Here is a 19,639-nt window from a genome sequence, read left to right as displayed (position 1 = left end):
CGGCTCAGGACAACTGGCCGTCGTAGTCAGGCAGTTTGAACGTCTTCTCGGCGTGGCCGCCGCTGAGGTCGGTGGCGCTGTTGCCGATGTTCGCGATGATCGTGTAGCCGTGGCTCTCGATGTCGGCGCGCTGGGCGGTCTTGTAGGCGGCGACGTCCTTGAAGAGGTCGAGGAAGCCGCGGACGTAGAGGCCGGACACCCGGTAGCCGTCGTACTCCAGGTTCCACTCCGTGGGTTCCTCGATGATGCCCGGGCGGGCGGTGACGAAGAACAGGGAGACGCCGTGCGCCTGGGCGTACTGGGCGACGTTCAGCACGGGCTTGTTGGCGGCCTGCGGGACGCTGAAGCCGAGGTCGGTCTGGAGCGTGGTGTTGTCGATGTCGAAGACGATGGCCTGCTTCTCGCCCGGCCGGGCGTCGGCGATCCGCGCCTTGAGGTAGGGCAGCGCCTGGTCCATGACGGTCTGGCAGTCCCTCTGCCAGGTGCCGTAGTCGACCTTGGCGGCGGTGGCCGAGGCCGTGGCGGTGGTGCCGTTCGCCGGAGCCGTCGTACTGGCCGCGTCCGCCGCGTGGGCGGGGACGGCAACCACGGCCAGCGCGGCCGTGGAAACGGCCGCGGAGACGGCGGTGACGGAGATCCGGTGCGCCCAGGGGCGTCTGCTCATCGTGGGGGTCCTCTCACGTCCGGGTGCTGAACTGCCGGGATTTTCCTGACCGTTGTGCTGCCAGGGGCATGATCAGTGGTGAGGGTGGCGCGAAAGGAACCGTAGGGTTACTGATAGGTAGTCGTACAGAGCGGTAGTCGCACAGAGACGTGCGTCACACCACGCGGGTCGCCCGGGTGAGGACGGGCTCCAGCGGCAGCCGGTACGGGCGTGCGCCCCGGAGGGACGGTTCCGCGGAATCCTGGCGAACAGGGCTGAGGGTGCCGAGGTGTGGGTTCGCGTGGGTGGAGTCACGAACATGTACAGCCGCAGCGCGAGCGCGCGCGCGAGGTCAGCGTAGCGCCGGTCACATTCCGGGGTCCGTGGATCTTGGGTCCCGGTGACATGCCGCACAGGACATATCTCTCGTACTAGGCGGAATAGTGGGCGGCGAATCCATCCTTAATTCGGACAAATCGGGATGTACGTTTCAAGGCTCCCGAACCGAAAGGCGACGTCATCGTCCTTGCTGGCGGGCCTTCGGGGCATCTGTCAAGAAGTGAGTGGTTTTGCGCTCATCTACTACGTGATGCCGTAGAGCGGCTGTTTGAGGCGATGCGGGGCGGCGGGTTACCAAAGACGGGCCGCTGCGGCGCTCATCCGACGCGCCGGGCGGATCCCCGTCCCCGAGCCCACGAGGTCTCCATGTTCAAGCGCGTCACGTCCCGTTCCACCCGTACGTCCTCGCTCCGCAACCGCGTGGCCGTCCTGGCCGCCGGAGTCGGCGCCACGGCCGTGCTGGGGGCCGGTGTCGCGAGCGCTGCTCCGTCCGCCGCGTCCTGGGTGGACCCGGTGCAGCACTACACCCTGACCGCCACCTTCAACCAGGGCGGCAGCCACTGGATGCACAAGCACAGCGGCCAGGACTTCGCCGTGCCGATCGGCACGAACGTCGTCGCCGCGCACGGTGGCACCGTCGTCAAGGCCGGCCCCAACGGCGGCGGTGACGGCCCGGCCTACGGCAACGCGATCGTCATCAAGCACGGCGGTCACCTGTACTCGCAGTACGCCCACCTGTCCCGGATCGACGTCAAGGTCGGCCAGGTCGTCAAGACCGGCCAGCACATAGCCCGTTCCGGGAACACCGGCAACACGACCGGTCCGCACCTGCACTTCGAGATCCGTACGACGCCGAACTATGGCTCCGCCGTGAACCCGGTGGTCTTCCTGAAGGCGCACGGCGTCAAGGTCTGAGGGGCACTCGTGCCCCGAAGGGGCGCGGGGAACTGCGCGACCAGCCACGACGGGCCGTCAGATGAACGACGGCCCGTCCAGGGCGATTTCACCCCGCCCTGCGGGCACCCTCGTGGGCCTGGGTGACCATGTCCACGGCCACTTCGAGCACCGCGGCCCGCTTCTTGTCCGTGTCGCCCTCCAGGTCCTGCATCACGAACATGCCGGCGTGCAGCGTGAACAGCGCACTGATGCAGCGGACCTGGTCGGTCAGTTCCGCCTCCGGGTCGATGATGATGTCCCGCAGGCCGCGCATGCGGTCCTTGAAGGTGTCGCCGATGCGCAGTTCCCGGACCGTCGCCTGGTTCTCCTGCATGAACCGGAACAGGGGTTCCGCGCCCGCGAGCGCCCGGCTGTAGCGCCGTACGATCTCCTGCTTGGTCTCCAGCGTGTGCGGCTGCCGGCGGCCCCACTCGATCAGTTCCTCGATCGGCTGCGTCAGGTCCTCGAAGAGGCTGACGATGATCTCTTCCTTGGTCTTGAAGTGGTAGTACAAGGCCGCCTTCGTCACGTCGAGCCGCTCGGCGATCTCGCGCAGTGAGGTCTTCTCGTAGCCCTGCTCGGCGAAGAGTTCGAGCGCGACGTCCTGGATGCGCTGGCGGGTGTTGCCGCGGCGCTGCTGCTTGGTGCCGTCCATGGTGACGCCCATCCTCGTACTCCTCGCGGTCCCGCAAAAACTTACTTGACGCCCGGCTAGTGGCAAGGCTACCTTCCAGTGTAGTGAACTAGCCGGGCGGCAAGTAAGTACCGGTCGCCAGGGGGAATGGGAAGACGATGGCGGACACACAGACGGCACCGGCCGAGGCGGCCACGCCGGAGCGGCCGGAGAAGCAGCCGAAGAGCGTGCGGGTGGTCCTCCTCGCACTCATGATCGCGATGATGCTCGCGATGCTGGACAACATGATCGTGGGTACGGCGATGCCGACGATCGTCGGTGAGCTGGGCGGCCTGGAACACCTGTCCTGGGTGGTCACCGGGTACACCCTGGCCACCGCGGCCTCCACCCCGATCTGGGGCAAGGTCGGCGACATGTACGGCCGCAAGGGCGCGTTCCTCACCTCGATCGTGATCTTCCTGATCGGGTCGGCGTTGAGCGGTATGGCCCAGGACATGGGTCAGCTGATCGGCTTCCGCGCGATCCAGGGTCTGGGCGCCGGCGGCCTGATGGTCGGCGTCATGGCCATCATCGGCGACCTGATACCCCCGCGGGAGCGCGGCAAGTACACCGGCATGATGGCCGGCGTCATGGCGCTCGCGATGATCGGCGGCCCGCTCGTCGGCGGCACCATCACCGACAACTGGGGCTGGCGTTGGTCCTTCTACATCAACCTGCCGCTGGGCGTCGTCGCCCTGGCGCTGGTCACCGCCGTGCTGCACCTGCCCAGGAAGCGCGCGAAGGCCCGCATCGACTACCTGGGCGTCGCCCTGCTGACCGTCGGCATCACCTCGATCGTGCTGGTCACCACCTGGGGCGGCACGCAGTACGCCTGGACGTCCGCCCGCATCATGGAGCTGATCGGCATCGGCGTCGCCACGCTGGTCGGGTTCGTGTTCTGGCAGACCAGGGCCGCCGAGCCGGTGGTCCCGCTGCACATGTTCCGCAGCCGCAACTTCACCCTGATGTCGGTCATCGGCTTCATCACCGGCTTCGTGATGTTCGGCGCGACCCTCTACCTGCCGCTCTACCAGCAGTCCGTGCAGGGCGCCTCCGCGACCAACTCCGGCCTGCTGCTCCTGCCGATGCTCGGCGCGATGCTCGTCACGTCGATGATCGCCGGCCGGGTCACCACCAACAGCGGCCGCTACAAAATCTTCCCGATCGTCGGCGGCGCCCTGATGATCGTCGGGCTGTACCTGCTCTCGCTCATGGACACCGGCACCACCCGGCTGACCTCGGGCATCTACATGGCCGTCCTGGGCCTCGGCATGGGCTGCCTGATGCAGATCACCATGCTGGTGGCGCAGAACAGCGTAGAGCTGAAGGACATGGGTGTGGCGTCCTCCTCCACGACCCTGCTCCGTACGCTCGGCTCCTCCTTCGGTGTCGCCATCATGGGCGCCCTCTTCAACAACCGCGTGCAGCACGTCATGGCCGAGCGCGGCGGTGAGATGGGCAAGCACATGACGGAGAAGTCCGCCGCGCTGGACGCCAAGAGCCTGGCCAAGCTGCCGCCGCTGCTGCGGGACGCGTACCAGCACGCGGTCTCCGCCGGCACGCACTCGGCGTTCGTGCTGGGCGCCGCGGTCGCGGTGCCGGTCCTGATCGCCGCGTTCTTCGTCAAGGAGGTGCCGCTGCGCAGCGGCCCGCCGAAGCCCTCGAAGGACGGTGCCGAAGGCGCCGACGGCGCGGAGGCGGCGGCCCCGGCGCCCGTCATCGACGCGGTCTGAGACGGATGCCGGCCCTTCTGGCCGGCATCCCTCCCTGAACCGAAGCCCCCCGGCAGGTGTCCGCCCCGGGGGGCTTCGCCGTGCCCGCCACCCCGCAGCGCCCCCGGGGCTTCGCCGTGCCGGGCCGCTGTCAGTGGCGCGTGTCACCATCGGCCGTATGGGCAAGTTGCGGCAGTTGCGGCTGGCGAAGGACGCCATGGACCGGGAGTGGGCCGATCCCGGGCTCGACCTGGACGCGGTGGCCGCGCACGCCGGGTACTCGCGCTACGACTTCCTGCGCGCCTTTAAGGAGGTGTACGGCGAGACCCCCGGCCAGTACTTGATCCACCGGCGGATCGAGCGCGCCCAGGAGATGCTGCGCTGCGCCGACCTCACCGTGACCGAGATCTGCGCGCTGGTCGGCTTCAGCAGCCTCGGCACCTTCTCCGCCCGCTTCAAGGACCGCACCGGTCTGACGCCGAGCGAGTACCGCGCCCGGCACGTGGGCCGTGGCGCCGCCCTCATACCCGGCTGCTACGCCATGCTCTGGGCCGGCGGCTTCCGGACCCCGCGAAACCCCGGCACCGCAACATCCGAGAAGCGCCCCGGCACCGGCCGTGCCTACGGTGAGGAACGGGAATCCACCTCACCGAAGAACACCGCCGACAGGGGTACAGAACCATGATCAAGGGACTCGCCATCACCACCGTATGGGTCCTCGACCAGGACCGGGCCAAGGAGTTCTACACCGAGAAGCTCGGCCTGGACGTCCGTACCGACATGACCATGGGGGACGGCGGCATGCGCTGGCTCACCGTCGGTGCGCCCGGCCAGCCCGACGTCGAGCTGACCCTCATGGTGCCCGGTCCGCCCGCGATGGACGCGGAGTCCGCCGAGATGATGCGGAAGCTCGTCGCCAAGGGCGCGCTCGGCGCCGGTGTGCTGGCCACCGACGACATCCACGGCGACTACAAGAAGCTCAAGGACCGCGGCGTGGAGTTCCTCCAAGAGCCCCAGGAGCGTCCGTACGGCACCGAGGCCCTGTTCCGCGACGACTCGGGCAACTGGTTCTCCTTCACCCAGCGCCGCCAAGGCGACCTGGACCTGGACAAGGACTGGGCCTGACCGGTCCCGGCGGCCCCGCCCGGTGACCGGGTCGCTCAGACTGTCTGCTCCGGCAGGAGCGGATAGCTCCCCGTGCTGGTGGGGGCGTGTTCCGGCAGCCACAGGACCGCCACCGCGCCCTCGGCGGGGATGTGCGCCGGGGCGCCGGCGGGGCGTACGTTGCGGAAGGTCAGCCGGGCGCCCAGCACGCGGGCCTGACCGGCGGCGATGGTCAGGCCCAGCCCGTGGCCCTGGCCCGCGCGGTCCGCGCTGCCCGTGCGGAAGCGGCTCGGGCCGTCGGCGAGGAGTTCCTCGGGGAAGCCGGGGCCGTGGTCGCGGACCCGGATGACCCGGCCCTCGACGGTCACCTCGATCGGCGGCCTGCCGTGCCGGGCGGCGTTGGCGAGCAGGTTGAACAGCACGCGCTCCAGCCGGCGCGGGTCCGTCGTCACCATCGACTCGTGCACCACCCGTACGGCGACGGCCGGGTCCTTGGCCGCCACGCGCCGCGCGACGAACTCGCCGAGCACGATGTCCTGCAGTTCGGCCCGCTCGGACGCCCCGTCGAGCCGGGCGACCTCCAGCACGTCCTCCACGAGGGTGCGCATCGCCTGGGCGCGGTCCAGGACCAGCTCGGTGGGCCGGCCGGGCGGCAGCAGCTCGGCCGCCGTCAGCAGACCGGTCACCGGGGTGCGCAGCTCGTGCGCGATGTCGGCGGTGACCCGCCGCTCGGCGTCCAGCCGCTGCCGCAGCGCGTCCGCCATGGCGTCCACCGCGCGCGCGAGATCGTCGGTCTCGTCCCGTACGACCCCGCCGATGGCCTCCCGCACGCGCACGTCGGTCTCGCCCTTGGCGACCTGGTTCGCCGCGGCCGCCGCCTTGCGCAGCCGCCGCGACAGCTGACCCCCTATCAGCACGCCCAGCGCACTGCCGCCGAGCACGACCGCGATGGAGCCGATGACCAGCGCCTGGTCGAGGTCCTTCATGACGTCGGTGCTGCGGTCGGGGAAGTGGCTGTGCAGGGACAGCACGTGCCCGTCCTTGACCGGTACGGCCGCCCAGATGTCCGGGACCCCGTGGTGGTCGGAGACGAAGCTGGCCCGGCGGCCGTCCAGCGCCTTGGCGCGCAGCGGATCCGGCAGGTCCGGGTCGTCGATCTTGATGGCGGGGAAATTGGGCCGCCCGGACAGCTCGTAGTTGCGCTGCGCGATCTGTACCCGCTGGTCGGCGAGGTCGCGCGCGTTGTCCAGCATGGAGACCCGGGCGGCGTTGTGCACCACCAGGCTGAGCGCTATCGCCACCAGCCCGGCGACGAGCGCGATCGCCGCGCTGAGCTTCCACCGGAGCCCGGTGCGCAGACCCGCCTGCTCCATGCGCCGCACGGGGCGCCGAATGAGACCCCGCATCCCCGCCCCGCTCAGGCCTTCAACTTGTAGCCGAAACCGCGGACCGTCTCGATCCGGTCCTGGCCGATCTTCTGCCGCAGCCGCTGCACGTGCACGTCGACGACCCGGGTGTCCCCGCCCCAGCCGTAGTCCCACACGCGTTCCAGCAGCTTGTCGCGGGAGAGCACGGTGCCCGGCGCCGAGGAGAACTCCAGCAGCAGCCGCATCTCGGTCGGCGTGAGCGCCACCGGCCGGCCCGCCCGGCGCACCTCCATGCCCTCGGTGTCGATCTCCAGGTCGCCGAAGGTCAGCGTGCCGCCGGTGACCGCCGTGTCGGACTCCTCGGTCTGCGCGGCTCCGCCCGCGTGCCCGAAGCGGCGCAGCACCGCGCGGATCCGGGCGACCAGGACGGCGCCGTCGAACGGTTTGGTCACGTAGTCGTCGGCGCCCGCCTCCAGGCCGAGCACGACGTCGATGGAGTCCGCACGCGCTGACAGCATGATCACCGGCACGGTCGACTCGTCCCGGATCCGGCGGCACAGGCTGACGCCGTCCAGGCCGGGCACCATCACGTCCAGCAGGGCGATGTCGGGGCGGTTCGCCCGGAACGCCTCCAGGCCGGACAGCCCGTCGGGCATGGCGGTGACCGCGAAGCCGTCCCGCTCCAGGGCGAGCTGGGTGGCCTCGCGGATGACGTCGTCGTCCTCGACGAACAGGACGTGGGTCTGGTCTGCCATCCCGGTGCTCTCAGTCCTCGTTCTTCTGCGTTGTTCGCGTCGTACCGCGTTGTTCTGCTTTCCGCGTTCTTCCGCGGTCAGTTGTCGTCCGGTACGGGCGTCGGCTGCCCGCCGGTGGCGTTGCCGTACTCGTTGTGGTGGAAGTGTTCCTGGGCGAACCGGCCAGCGCTCCAGCTGTAGGTGATCACGTTCTCACCGGACGGGCTCGACACCGGGTCGCCCTTCTCGTACACCTGCTTCGTCACGCTCAGGTCGCCCTTGTCGATCTCGGCGTAGACCGGGGACTCCTCCGCCTTGAAGACATTCTTGTACGAGCCCCGGACGTCCCGGTACACGTACGAGCCGATGCCGACCGCGTCACCACAGGTCAGCACGTTGACGACGACATCGTCCACGGCGCCGCCGGTCAGGTCCCCGTAGGCCACGTCGACCGGGTAGTCCTCGCCGCTGCACGGCTTCAGCTCCCGTTTGACCGCCGGGGACACCTCGGGGTCCCTCTTGATCAGCGCGACCGCGTCCACCCGCCGGTAGGTGTCCGAGGGGCTGGGCGACGGCGAGGCGACCGCGCCCGCCACCGCCGAGGCGTGCGCCGGGCCCTCGTCCCGGGCGCCGGTACCGCCCGTGCCGCACGCGGCGGCGAACGGCACGACGGCGGCGAGCACGGCCCCCGCCGTGATCACCGCCTGGGTGCTGCCGCGGGCCCGGCCGGGCCCGGCCCCGGTCAGGCCGCGCAACGCTCCCGCTCCTCACGCTCCAGCGCGCGTGCGTCCAGATCGCGGGCCTGAAGCTCCTCACGGAGCCGGGCGAGCGCCCGGTGCAGCGTGCTCTTGACCGTACCGGCCGACATGCCGAGGGCCGCGGCCGTTTCCTCAGTGGACATCTGCTCCCAGTGTCGCAGCACCACGACACTGCGCTGCTTCGGAGCGAGCACCTTCATGATGTCCATCAGCAGGGCCCGGTCGGCGTGCTGCTCGGTGGAGTCCTCCACGGAGGCGTCCGGCAGCTGCTCGGTGGGCACTTCCTCCAGCTTGCGCGCCCGCCACCACTCGGTCCGCGTGTTGATCATGACCCGGCGCAGATAGGCGTCCGCGAGCCGCTTGTCGGCGATGCCCTCCCAGCGGCCGTACGTCCGCACGAGCGCCGTCTGGAGCAGGTCCTGGGCGTCGACGGGGTCCGGCACCAGCCGGCGCGCACTGCGCAGCAGCGCGTCCTGCCGCGTGCGGACGTACTCCTCGAACTCAAGCACCTCGCCCTGCGCCATGATCGACCGCCTCCGTTCCCCGTTTTTCCGTCTCGTGCCCGAAGCACCGTTCTCTTGCGTCCCCGTGGTCCGCGGGGCACGGAAGAGAAGTTACGGAGCGGTTGTCACGGGGCTGTGCGGAGCAGCCTGCGGCCAGCAATCGGCTGTCCGTCGGTTGTGTAACGGAAGTAGGAACGGGGTAAGGCGGCTGGCGTCAATGTCCGTATTTGTACGGCTTTGTCGCGTACAGGGCGCCGTAACAGAGGCTCCCGCACTGTGACTTGGCTGTGCGTCAGGTCAGCGGCAGCCGATACAGACCGCCCGGCAGCGGCTCCACCAGACCGTCCGCGACGAGCCCGTCGAGCGCCCGTGCGCGCTGCACCGGCTCGTGCCACGCCCGGTCCAGCGCCGCCTGCCGCACCGGCGCGTGCGCCTCCCGCAGCACCGCCAGCAGCTTGCCGCGCACCTGCCGGTCCGTACCGGCGTACGTCTGCCCGCGCCTCGGCGGCCCCTCGTGCTCCGGCTTGCCCGCGAGCCGCCACGCGCACTGCGCGGCGATCGGGCAGCGCTGGCAGCCCTCGTTCTTCGCCGTGCACACCAGCGCGCCCAGCTCCATCGAGGCGGCCGCCCAGCGCGCGGCCGTCGTCTCGTCCCGGGGCAGCAGTTCGCGCGCGAGCCGGCGCTCGGCCGCCGTCGTCGCGTTCGGCGGGTACTGCACGCCCGTCACCGCCCGCGCGAACACCCGGCGCACATTGGTGTCCAGCACCGGATGCCGCTGCCCGTACGCGAACGAGGCCACCGCCGCGGCCGTGTACTCACCGATCCCGGGCAGTGCCAGCAGTTGCGCGTGGTCCGTCGGCACGTCCCCGCCGTGCCGCTCCGTTATGGCGGCCGCCGCCCCGTGCAGCCGCAGCGCGCGGCGCGGATAGCCGAGCCGGCCCCAGGCGCGGACGGCCTCGCCGGGCGCCTCCGCGGCGAGGTCGGCGGGGCGCGGCCAGCGGGCCAGCCACTGCTCGTACACGGGCTGCACCCGATTGACGGGGGTCTGCTGGAGCATGAACTCGCTGACCATCACACCCCACGGCCCCGCCTCCTGGCGGCGCCAGGGGAGGTCGCGGGCGTGGGCGTCGAACCAGGCGATCACGGGAGCGTGGAGCTTCTCAGTCATGGCCCTCCGATCCTGCCACGCCTCGGCGGCCATCGGCGGCGACGGCACCGACACGGAGCGTGTTGAGGTGAGCTCGGGGCGTGAAGGGGCGTACCCGTGCCGGGAGTTGCGGCCGTACCACCAAAATGATGATCCGGAAAAGTTGTGGTTACGGCGGCGGGTGGGGCGAGCAAGTCCGGTGATCTCTCGTACAGTTTGCGCCGTGGGATCTCTGCGCAATCCGGTCGGGCCGCTTCCCTCCTCCATCTATTGGCGACGGAGGGTCGTCATGGTGTCCGTGGTCGCCGTGCTGGCACTGCTGATCACCTGGATCGTCACGTCCGGCGGCGGGGGCGGCAAGAAGAACGCCGACGGGTCCGACGGCAAGAACCCCGTGTCCACGATCACCCCGGGCCCTGGCTCGTCGGGCCCGGCGATCAGCCAACGCCCGGGCGGCCGCGACGAGTCGGGCAGCGGAGGGTCGGGCTCGGGATCGGGGTCGGGGTCGGACGGGGGCGGCGCCGGCGACGGCGGATCCGCCGGCGGCTCCAGCGGCTCCAGCGGCTCGGGCTCCTCCGGGGGCGGCGGAACGGTCGGTACGGGCGATGCCCTCCCGGCGTCGACGACGCTGCCGGACTGCACGGCCTCGTCCCTCACGCTGAGCGTGCGCAGCCTGCACAACTCCTTCTCCCCGGACCAGACGCCGTCGTTCCAGCTCACCGCGAGGAACAACGGCTCGGCCGACTGCAAGATCGACCTCGGGCCCAAGCACGCGGTGCTGACGATCACCCCGTCCGACGCGGACGACGCGTACTGGACCTCCTCGGACTGCCCCAAGTCCACGGCGGCCCTGGTCTTCCGTGTGCCGGCGGGCCAGAGCATCACCTACACGGTCACGTGGGACCGCCACCCGAGCGAGCCCCACTGCGCCTCCCCGAAACCGGGCGCCGCCCAGCCGGGCACCTACCTCCTCGAAGCCCAGACCCCGGGCTACCCCAAAACCCAAACCTCCTTCGTCCTGTCGGCGGACTAGAGGAAACTCTCACTCACCGGCGCTGCCAGGGTGCCGCACGCTGCGGTTGCCCGGGGGCGGGTTTCACTTGCCCGCATTGGCGGGGTGCCGCTGCGCCCACCCGTGCCGCCCCTAGCGGCACGCCTGCCCGCAGCTACGAACTCGGCGCAGACGGGGGCAGCGCCCCTTCAGGGGCGCGGGGAACTGCGCGACAAGCCCCCTCGGCCCGGCGCCCGGAAGCGAACCGGAACCGCCCCGAAAAACTAGACGTACCGCTCCAGAATGGAAGATTCGGCCAGCCGGGACAGCCCTTCCCGCACGCTCCGGGCCCGCGCCTCACCCACGCCATCCACCGTCTGCAAGTCGTCCACACTCGCCGCCAGCAACTTCTGCAGGCCGCCGAAGTGCTCGACCAGCCGGTCGATGATCGCCCCCGGCAGCCGTGGAACCTTCGCCAGCAACCGGAAGCCCCGCGGCGACACTGCGGAGTCCAGCGTCTCCGGAGACCCGGTGTAGCCCAGCGCCCGCGCCACCGTGCCGAGTTCGAGCAGCTCCGCGTGGGTCAGCGCGTCCAGCTCCGACAGCGCCTCGTCCACCGTCCGGGACCGCTTGGCCGTCGGCTCCGGCACGTAGTCCCGGACGACCAGCTCACGGTCCGGCTCGACCCCCGCGATCAACTCCTCCAGCTGGAGCGCTAGAAGACGCCCGTCCGTGCCCAGTTCGACCACGTATTCGGCGATTTCGGTGGCGATGCGCCGCACCATCTCCAGCCGCTGCGCGACCGCGGAGACGTCCCGCACCGTCACCAGATCTTCGATCTCCAGCGCCGACAGCGTGCCCGCGACCTCGTCCAGCCGGAGCTTGTAGCGCTCCAGGGTGGCCAGCGCCTGGTTCGCGCGGGAGAGGATCGCCGCCGAGTCCTCCAGCACCCGCCGCTGACCGTCCACGTACAGGGCGATCAGGCGCATGGACTGGGAGACCGACACCACCGGGAAGCCGACCTGCTTGCTCACCCGGTCCGCCGTGCGGTGCCGGGTGCCGGTCTCCTCCGTCGGGATCGTCGGGTCCGGGACCAGCTGCACGCCGGCCCGCAGGATCTTCGACAGGTCCGAGGACAGCACGATGCCGCCGTCCAGCTTGCACAGCTCCCGCAGGCGGGTCGCGGCGAACTCGACGTCCAGGACGAACCCGCCCGTGCACATCGCCTCGACCGTCTTGTCCGAGCCGAGGACGATCAGCCCGCCGGTGTTGCCGCGCAGCACCCGCTCCAGGCCGTCACGCAGCGCCGTGCCCGGAGCCACGGCGCTCAGCGAGGCGCGCATCAGGCCATCGGAGCCGGCGCTCCCGCCGGACTTTCCGGGAGCCGCTGCCCGGTCGTTGGCTGCCACTGCACTCCTCCGGTCGCAGGTTCTCGGGGCGCCGCCGACCCGCACTCGGTTCGTACGGACGGGCGAGACCTGGGCAAAGTCTACCGGCGCTCTTCCCGCTCCTGGGGGGCGTCTCGGCGACGGGAGCGCGGCAGCACCCGGAGCGCGTCCCCCATGTCGGCGACTTCCAGGACCTTCATCCCGGGCGGCACCTTGCCCGGATCACCCGGTACGAGCGCATGCGTGAAGCCCAGCCGGTGCGCCTCGGCGAGCCTGCGCTGGACGCCCGTGACCCGTCTGACCTCGCCCGCGAGGCCCACCTCGCCGATCGCGACGAGATTCTTCGGCAGCGGGGTGTCGCTCGCGGCGGAGGCCAGGGCGAGCGCGATCGCGAGGTCGGCGGCCGGCTCCGACAGCTTCACCCCGCCGACCGTCGCGGAGTAGATGTCCCGCTTGCCGAGCGCGCTGATCCGGCCGCGCTGCTCCAGCACGGCCAGCATCATCGAAACCCGGGACGTCTCAAGACCGGACGTCGTCCGCCGCGGCGAGGGGATCTGGGAGTCCACGGTCAGCGCCTGCACCTCGGCGACCAGCGGACGGCGGCCCTCCAGGGTGACCGTCAGACAGGTCCCCGGCACCGGCTCGTCACGGCGGGTGAGGAACAGCCCGCTCGGGTCGGCCAGGCCCGTGATGCCCTCGTCGTGCAGCTCGAAGCAGCCCACCTCGTCCGTCGCCCCGTACCGGTTCTTCACGCCCCGCACCAGGCGCAGCCGCGCGTGCCGGTCGCCCTCGAAGTGCAGGACGACGTCCACCAGGTGCTCCAGCAGGCGGGGGCCGGCGATCGCCCCGTCCTTCGTGACGTGCCCCACCAGCAGCGTGGACATGCCGCGCTCCTTGGACGCCCGGATCAGCGCCCCCGCGACCTCTCTGACCTGGGCCATGCCGCCGGGCGCGCCGTCGACCTCCGGGGAGGCGACCGTCTGCACCGAGTCCATGATCAGCAGGGACGGCTTGACCGCGTCCAAGTGGCCGAGGACGGCCGACAGATCCGTCTCGGCGGCCAGGTACAGATCGTCGTGCAGGGCGCCGATGCGGTCGGCGCGCAGCCGCACCTGGCTCGCCGACTCCTCACCGGTGACATAGAGGGTGCGGTGCTCGGAGCTCGCCGCCTTGGCCGCCACGTCCAGCAGCAGCGTGGACTTGCCGACGCCGGGCTCGCCGGCGAGCAGCACGACCGCGCCCGGCACCAGCCCGCCGCCGAGCACCCGGTCCAGCTCGGCCACTCCGGTGGAGCGGGCGGTGGCCTGCCGGCCGTCGACCTGGCCGATGGGCACCGCGGAGGTCGTCACGCGGCCCGGCGTCGTCGTACGGACCGCGGGCGCGCCGTACTCCTCGACCGTGCCCCAGGCCTGGCACTCGGGGCAGCGGCCGAGCCACTTGGCCGTCTGCCAGCCGCACTCCGTGCAGCGGTAGGACGGCCGGTCCTTGGTGGTCTTCGTACGGGCAGCCATGCGCAAACCGTAGCCCGCGGCACTGACAACGCCCCGGGGGCCACCTGTGGGTGGTCGGATCCCGGCCACGGCCCGTCGGGTTCGAGCCACGGAATCCGAGGTTCCTGTCCCCTATTGAGGGATCGTTTCACCCGTACGAATTAAAAGTGCTCAAGCCGCAGGAAGGGGCACACTCCCGCCGCCTACGGTCGCACGGGTGATGAGCAGCAGTCCGGAGACCACGACCCGCACCATCGGCGCGCACCGGGCGCACCGGGAGGCGCGTGACCGAGCCGCCGCGCGCACCCTCGCGCAGCGGCCGCCGGAGCGCTACGAACCGTATCTGGACGGCCTGTTCACCTACTGCCTGTCGGTCCTGTGCGACCACGACGCGGCCACCACCGCCCTCGGGGACGTCCTCGCCCTCGCCGAGCGGCGCGGACAGCGCGTCCCGCAGACCGCCGCCGACCGCAGGGCCTGGCTGTACGCGCTGGCCCGCTGGGCGTGCCTGCGCGGGCTGGCCGAGGCCAAGCAGAAACGTCAGTCCACGCACGCGGCGGGCCGCCCCAGGGCCGGCGGCCCCGTCCCCGAGCCGGCCGTCGCGCCCGAGGTCGAGGAGCAGCGGCGGCGTGAACTCGCCCTGCTGGCCTGGCCCGAGGCGGCCGGCACCAGCCCCGAGCAGCGTGAGGCGCTGGAGCTTGCGGTCCGCCACCACCTCGCCCACCACGAGGTCGCCGCCGTCCTCGGCATGGAGCCCGCCACCGCCCGCGAACTGCTCGCCTCCGCCGCCTGCGAGGTCGAGCGGACCCGCGCGGCCCTCGCCGTCGTCCGCACCGGCGGCTGCCCGAGCGTCGCCCACCTCACCGGTGACAGCCGGCTGGTCCTCAGCACCGCCCTGCGCCGCGAACTGGTCCGGCACGTCGACGACTGCCCGCGCTGCCGCCGTACCGCCGAGCGGGCCGCGCCCGGCCACTGGCCCGGCGCCACGGTCACCCCCGCCGAGCTGCCCGTGCTCCCGGCCCCGCGCGCGGGCCTGCACACCGCCCTCGCGCATCCCACGCGCGCGCGGGGAGCGGCCGTCCCGCGCTTCGACCGGCGCGGCTTCCCGATGGACCCCAAGGACCGCGCGGCCCGCCGCGACCGCATCCGCGCGCGTGCCGTCACCACGACCGTCGTCGCCACCGTCGTCGCCGCGCCCGTGCTCGCCCTGTGGGCCGCCTACCGGGGCACCCCGACCGCCGAGGCGGAGGCCCGCTCCGCCACCGCGCGCGAGGCGCAGGGCCCCGACGCCCTCGGCAGCGACACCGCCGGCGGCTACGAGAACGCCGGCAACGCGCGCGTGAAGCCCGGTGCCCACCCCTCCGCCAAGGACGGCGAGGCGGACGTCTCCGTGGAGGTCGTCAGCGTCGTCGGAGCCGACAAGAAGGGGTCCGGACACCTCGCGGTCAGCGCCGGTACCGACGGCGACACCACCCTCGTCACCCTCACCGCCAGCGGCTCAGGCCCCGTCCACTGGTCCGCGTCCACCACGGCGCCCTGGCTCTACCTCAGCCAGTCCTCGGGAACCCTGGACCCCGGCCAGACGTTGACGATCAAGGTGCAGGTCGACCAGCTGACCGAGCCCCACGGCCACTGGCAGGCCCAGCTGGCGATCGCCCCCGCCGGCTCCATCGTCACCATCGACGGCTACGGCCCCGCCCCCCGCACCGGCCCCACCCCGCCCGACACGACCAGCCCCGACCCGACGCCGTCGACTTCCGCCCCGACGACCCCGCCCCCGTCCAGCGAGCCCCCACCCCCCACGGGCTCCCCGACCACACCACCGTCCGACCCCCCGACCACACCACCGTCCGACCCGCCGACCGCGCCGGACAGCCCGTCACCGTCCCCGACCGGCTCCACCTCCGACCCCGGCTCAGGGACGGACGACGGCAGCCCCAGCCCCTCGGGACAGACCCCGTAGCCTCCACCTGAACCGGCTCGGCGCGCCCCCCCGTTGGCTCGGGTGAGGCGCGCCGGTTCAGCGTGCGGTCAGCACTGGGGGATGGTCTTCTCGTGGAAGTTCCAGTTGCCGTCCGCGTAGCCCGCGTACACGTAGGCCACCGAGGTACCCGAGGACGGCCAGTAGCCATAGCTGGCGGAGTAGACCTGGACCACCCGGTACCAGACGTCGCCGTTGCCGGCGTAGTCGCCGGTGGTCCAGCACACCATGTTGACCGCGTCCCCGGACCACGAGTAGGACTCCAGGTCGCCGGCGACCTTGGCCGACGATGTGTGCGGCTGCGCGTAGACGCCCACCCCGTGGCCCGTCGGGTGGTTGTTGAGGTAGTACCAGCCGACGGCGTTCGCGTTGCCGGCCGAAAGGCCGATCCCGGTGGCTGCCAGCGCCACCGTGGCGGCCGCAGTCGCTCCGCGGCGGCCGATCTTCTTGAGGATGCCCTTGGTCATGCCGATTCTCCTGTCCGGTCGAACCGTCCGGTGCCGTCCCGTCGATCACGTGCGCTTGCCCGGCCGTCGCCGGACGAGGCGTCGGTCGGAGCGAGGGGCGGAACAGCGAATCCGGCCTTCCAACGTCGGTGCCACGCTGCTGCCTTGACCGAACGTTTCATCGCAGTTCCTTTCCTTCGCCGTGCGGGAGCGGCAGGCTGCCTCCGGGACGCTACGGACGCGGGTTCGTCGACCGTCCTGGATTCGTCCTAATGCCAGGTCAGCCGGGGGGCGATGCTGACCGTGAAGTTCCGGGGGGAACATGAGGTTCGGCGTGCTGGGGCCGTTACACGCTCAGATCACCGGCCGCGAGGTCCGGCTCGACGGACCGCGGCAGGCGAAGACGCTGGCCGCGCTTCTCGTCGACGCCAACGACGTCGTCGCCATGGACCGTCTCGTCGCCGTGATGTGGGACGCGAAAGCACCCGCCACCGCGGTCCGTCAGGTCCAGGACGCTGTCTCCGGGCTGCGCCGCAACCTTGCCGCGTGCGGAGCGCCCGGCTCCTTGATCAGCACGCGGCGCGGCGGCTACGAGATCCACCTGGACCCGGACCAGCTCGACCTGCTGGAGTTCGACCACGAGCGGTACCTCGCCGAACGCCACACGGCCCCGTTCGAGACAGCCGCCGCGCTGCGGCGTGCGCTGGCCTGCTGGCGCGGCAGCGCCCTGGTCGACGTCTCCAGCCGGATTCTGGATATCGACGCGGCACGGCTGAACGAGAAACGCGCGGCCACACACAAGCAGTGCCTGAGCGTCGAACTCGACCTGGGGCGCCATCGGGAGGTCATCGACGAACTGACCGCTCTGCTCCGTGAGCACCCCTACGACGAGCACCTCGCCGAACACCTGATGGTCGCCCTCTACCGGTCCAGGCGACAAGGCGAGGCGCTGCAAGCGTACGAGCGGCTGCGCCGGACACTGGCCGACGAACTCGGCGTCGACCCCGCCCCACCTCTCCAGGAGCTGCACCGGCGCATCCTGCTCGCCGATCCCGCTCTGGCGGCACCTGCCGCCGCGTCTGCCCCTGCCCCTGTGCCTGCTCCCGCGCGGGGCCCCTCGGACGCGCGACCGGAAGGCCCGGGCGCCCCGGTCGCCGAACCGGTCATGGCGATGCCGGTGCGCCAACTGCCCCTCGACGTACCCGACTTCGTGGGCCGGGCCGACGCGCTGGCCGAGGTCGGCCGGTTGCTCCACTCAACCGGCTTACCGAACTCACCCGGCCTACGGGACTTACCCGGCTTACCGGACTCATCCGGCGCCTCGGCGTCGAACCGGGCTCCGGTGGCCGTCATCGTGGGCGGGCCGGGTGTCGGCAAGTCCTGCCTGGTGACGCACGCCGCGCGGCTGGCGAGCTCCGCCTTCCCCGACGGCCAGCTCTACCTCGATCTCGCCGCGACATCGGACGAGCCGCGGGACCCCGGGCTGATGCTGGCCGAGGCGCTGCGCGCGCTGTCGATCGCCGGCAGTGCGATCCCGAACGGCCTGTCCGAGCGGGCCGCGCTCTTCCGGTCGTTGCTGGTGGACCGCCGCATGCTGGTGGTGCTGGACGACGCAGGCCACGCCGATCAGGTGCTGCCGTTGCTGCCCGGGGCCGACGGCTGTGCCGTGTTGATCACCAGCCGCACTCTGCTGACGCAACTCCCCGGCGCTCGCCACATCGACCTGGACGTGCTGACCCCGGCAGAGGCACGGGAGCTGTTCACCGGGATCGTCGGGCGGCGGCGGGTCGAGCGGGAGCCGGCGGAGGCCGACGCGATACTCGACTGCTGCGGCAACCTGCCGCTCGCGATCCGGATCGCCGGCGCCAAGCTCATCGGCCGCCCGGCATGGTCGCTGCGGGTGCTGCGGGAGCGGATCGAGGACGAGTCCCGGCGGCTGGCCGAGCTGAGGATCGGGGACCTCAGCGTGCGAGCCAGCGTCGAACTGAGCCTGCGGCTGCTGCCGGCCGACGCGGTGCGCGCGCTGAGCCTGCTGGGTCTGCTCGGCCCTTACACCCTGCCCGGCTGGGTGGTCGGCCCGCTGCTGGACCGCTCGGACGCCGAGGAGGTGCTGGACGTCCTCGTCGACGCCAGCCTGGTGCGGCTGACCGCCACCGACGCCATCGGCCAGCCGCGCTACCGGCTGCACGACCTGATCAGGACCTGTGCCGTGGAGATCGCCGCCCCGCTGCCGGCGGCGGACAAGCGGGACGCGATCGTCCGGGTGCTGTCCGCCTGGCTCGACCTGGTCGGGCGCGGCACCGACCGGCTACCGGCCGGGCTGCTGGCCGCCGCGCCCGGTTCGGCGCCGCGCCGGCCGCTGCCCGACACGGTCGTCGACCGGCTGCTGGCCGACCCGGTCGGTTGGTTCGACGTGGAACGCGACAACCTGCTCGGTGCGGTGAAACTGGCCGTGGACTGGGGACTGGACGAGATGGCCTGGGAGCTGGCGGCCGGCCCCGCGACGTACTACGACCACCGGTGCCTGTATCAGGACTGGCAGCACGGGCACCGGCTCGCCCTGGACGCGGCGCTGGCCGTCGGCAACACCCGAGGCACCTCGGTGCTGCTGCGCGGACTTGGCCAACTGCACATCTATCGTGACGAGTTCGAGGAGGCGACCCGGGCCCTGGAGTCCTCCGTCGGACTGTGCCAGGACGGCGGGGACAAGCGCGGCGAGGCGTTGTCGATGGCGATGCTGAGCACGATCAGCAGGGTACAGGGCCGTGACGACGAAGCCGCCGAACGGGTCGAGCAGGCGCTGGCCGTCGCGGTCGGCGAGGGCGACCGGCATCTGGAGGCGCAGCTGTCCTGCTCGATGGCCGTCATGCGACTCATGCAGGACGAACTCGACGAGGCGCAGTCCTGGTTCGACAACGCCTTGCGCCAGGCCAGGGCGCTCGACGACGAGCACCGGGTGGCGGTCGTGCGGCGACGCTCCAGCCGGCTGCACGATCGGCGCGGTGATCCGCACGAGGCGCTGCGCTGCCTGCGGCAGGCGTTGGCCACCTTCGAGAAGCTGGCCGACGAGCGGTGCGCCGCGTACACGCTGCTGGAAGTCGGCCGTGTGTACGCCGGTCAGCACGACCGGGACCGGGCGACCCCGGCGTTGGAACGCGCGGCGGACCTCTTCCACCGGCACGGCGACCGCCAGGACGAGGCCACGTGCTGGCAACTGATCGGCGACCTGGACGCCGCCGCCGGCGCCCACCACCTGGCGCACCGGCACCGCGGACGGGCACAGCGCTTGTGGCAGACGATCGGCGACATCAACCGAACGAAAGCACCAGCGCGACCGTCCTCCCCATGACCCAGCCGCCTCGCTGCCCCCGCAGAGGGGTAGGTACGTGACCGGCCCCCCGACCGGCGAACGGTCCGGGGGTGTGCC

17 protein-coding genes are annotated in these 19,639 nt (G+C 71.6%); 7 read left to right on the top strand and 10 right to left on the bottom strand.

The genetic code is table 11. From position 1 onward, the window contains the following. Positions 1–4: 4 nt before the first annotated feature. Positions 5–664: an HAD family acid phosphatase gene (locus ABZ854_RS03640; RefSeq protein ID WP_361203632.1), complete on the bottom strand. Its 660-nt coding sequence runs from the start codon at positions 662–664 to the stop codon at positions 5–7. 684 nt (positions 665–1,348) lie between these two features. On the opposite strand from ABZ854_RS03640, the gene ABZ854_RS03635 reads away from it, so the two are divergent. After that, positions 1,349–1,897 (top strand): M23 family metallopeptidase, encoded by a 549-nt coding sequence (locus ABZ854_RS03635; RefSeq protein WP_361203629.1) that lies wholly within the window; start codon positions 1,349–1,351, stop codon positions 1,895–1,897. Positions 1,898–1,985: 88 nt separating this feature from the next. Here ABZ854_RS03635 and ABZ854_RS03630 read toward each other — a convergent pair whose 3' ends face one another. After that, a complete protein-coding gene (locus ABZ854_RS03630; protein ID WP_361203626.1) occupies positions 1,986–2,585 on the bottom strand; it encodes a helix-turn-helix domain-containing protein in 600 nt (199 codons plus the stop codon). Positions 2,586–2,710: 125 nt separating this feature from the next. Here ABZ854_RS03630 and ABZ854_RS03625 point away from each other — a divergent pair, with 125 nt between their 5' ends. The 3 genes from ABZ854_RS03625 to ABZ854_RS03615 all read left to right on the top strand — a co-directional run bounded on the left by ABZ854_RS03625 (position 2,711) and on the right by ABZ854_RS03615 (position 5,428). Next, positions 2,711–4,324: an MDR family MFS transporter gene (locus tag ABZ854_RS03625; RefSeq protein ID WP_361203623.1), complete on the top strand. Its 1,614-nt coding sequence runs from the start codon at positions 2,711–2,713 to the stop codon at positions 4,322–4,324. Between the two features lie 157 nt (positions 4,325–4,481). Further along, on the top strand, positions 4,482–4,988 hold the full coding sequence (locus ABZ854_RS03620) for a helix-turn-helix transcriptional regulator (RefSeq protein WP_361203621.1): 507 nt from the start codon (positions 4,482–4,484) through the stop codon (positions 4,986–4,988). Continuing rightward, entirely contained in the window at positions 4,985–5,428 is a 444-nt protein-coding gene (locus ABZ854_RS03615; RefSeq protein ID WP_361203619.1) for a VOC family protein, read from the top strand. The genes ABZ854_RS03620 and ABZ854_RS03615 overlap by 4 nt, the downstream gene beginning before the upstream one ends. Before the next feature lie 35 nt (positions 5,429–5,463). Here the strand turns inward: ABZ854_RS03615 and cseC are convergent, their stop codons facing one another. The 5 genes from cseC to ABZ854_RS03590 form a co-directional block, all read right to left on the bottom strand. Further along, positions 5,464–6,813: a two-component system sensor histidine kinase CseC gene (gene cseC / locus ABZ854_RS03610; RefSeq protein WP_361203616.1), complete on the bottom strand. Its 1,350-nt coding sequence runs from the start codon at positions 6,811–6,813 to the stop codon at positions 5,464–5,466. 11 nt (positions 6,814–6,824) lie between these two features. Further along, entirely contained in the window at positions 6,825–7,529 is a 705-nt protein-coding gene (gene cseB / locus ABZ854_RS03605) for a two-component system response regulator CseB (RefSeq protein WP_361203613.1), read from the bottom strand. 77 nt (positions 7,530–7,606) lie between these two features. Beyond that, the gene (locus ABZ854_RS03600; RefSeq protein ID WP_361203610.1) at positions 7,607–8,263 is read right to left on the bottom strand and encodes a hypothetical protein; all 657 of its coding nucleotides are present in this window, start codon (positions 8,261–8,263) and stop codon (positions 7,607–7,609) included. After that, positions 8,251–8,790 (bottom strand): SigE family RNA polymerase sigma factor, encoded by a 540-nt coding sequence (locus ABZ854_RS03595; RefSeq protein ID WP_361203607.1) that lies wholly within the window; start codon positions 8,788–8,790, stop codon positions 8,251–8,253. The genes ABZ854_RS03600 and ABZ854_RS03595 overlap by 13 nt, the downstream gene beginning before the upstream one ends. 271 nt (positions 8,791–9,061) lie before the next feature. Further along, on the bottom strand, positions 9,062–9,937 hold the full coding sequence (locus ABZ854_RS03590; protein ID WP_361203604.1) for an A/G-specific adenine glycosylase: 876 nt from the start codon (positions 9,935–9,937) through the stop codon (positions 9,062–9,064). 202 nt (positions 9,938–10,139) lie between these two features. On the opposite strand from ABZ854_RS03590, the gene ABZ854_RS03585 reads away from it, so the two are divergent. Continuing rightward, positions 10,140–10,949 carry a hypothetical protein gene (locus ABZ854_RS03585; RefSeq protein WP_361203601.1) on the top strand — a complete coding sequence of 270 codons (810 nt, stop codon included), beginning with the start codon at positions 10,140–10,142 and terminating at the stop codon, positions 10,947–10,949. Between the two features lie 242 nt (positions 10,950–11,191). On the opposite strand, the gene disA is transcribed toward ABZ854_RS03585, so the two are convergent. Both disA and radA read right to left on the bottom strand, forming a co-directional pair. Beyond that, positions 11,192–12,316: a DNA integrity scanning diadenylate cyclase DisA gene (disA, locus tag ABZ854_RS03580; RefSeq protein WP_129307640.1), complete on the bottom strand. Its 1,125-nt coding sequence runs from the start codon at positions 12,314–12,316 to the stop codon at positions 11,192–11,194. Positions 12,317–12,396: 80 nt separating this feature from the next. Beyond that, positions 12,397–13,806, bottom strand: a complete 1,410-nt coding sequence (gene radA, locus ABZ854_RS03575; protein ID WP_361203597.1) for a DNA repair protein RadA — start codon at positions 13,804–13,806, stop codon at positions 12,397–12,399. Positions 13,807–14,002: 196 nt separating this feature from the next. On the opposite strand from radA, the gene ABZ854_RS03570 reads away from it, so the two are divergent. Beyond that, positions 14,003–15,748: a hypothetical protein gene (locus ABZ854_RS03570; protein ID WP_361203594.1), complete on the top strand. Its 1,746-nt coding sequence runs from the start codon at positions 14,003–14,005 to the stop codon at positions 15,746–15,748. A 68-nt stretch (positions 15,749–15,816) separates the two neighbouring features. Here the strand turns inward: ABZ854_RS03570 and ABZ854_RS03565 are convergent, their stop codons facing one another. After that, complete coding sequence (locus tag ABZ854_RS03565; protein ID WP_361203591.1) at positions 15,817–16,233, bottom strand: hypothetical protein; 417 nt, start codon at positions 16,231–16,233, stop codon at positions 15,817–15,819. A 313-nt stretch (positions 16,234–16,546) separates the two neighbouring features. Between ABZ854_RS03565 and ABZ854_RS03560 the strand changes: the two genes are divergently transcribed. Further along, positions 16,547–19,561, top strand: a complete 3,015-nt coding sequence (locus tag ABZ854_RS03560) for a BTAD domain-containing putative transcriptional regulator (RefSeq protein WP_361203588.1) — start codon at positions 16,547–16,549, stop codon at positions 19,559–19,561. Positions 19,562–19,639 lie beyond the last annotated feature (78 nt).

This window comes from Streptomyces sp. NPDC047028, from assembly GCF_040644095.1.
In the GTDB taxonomy this organism is placed as follows: Bacteria; Actinomycetota; Actinomycetes; order Streptomycetales; family Streptomycetaceae; genus Streptomyces.
This window is presented reverse-complemented; position numbering and strand designations above follow the sequence as displayed.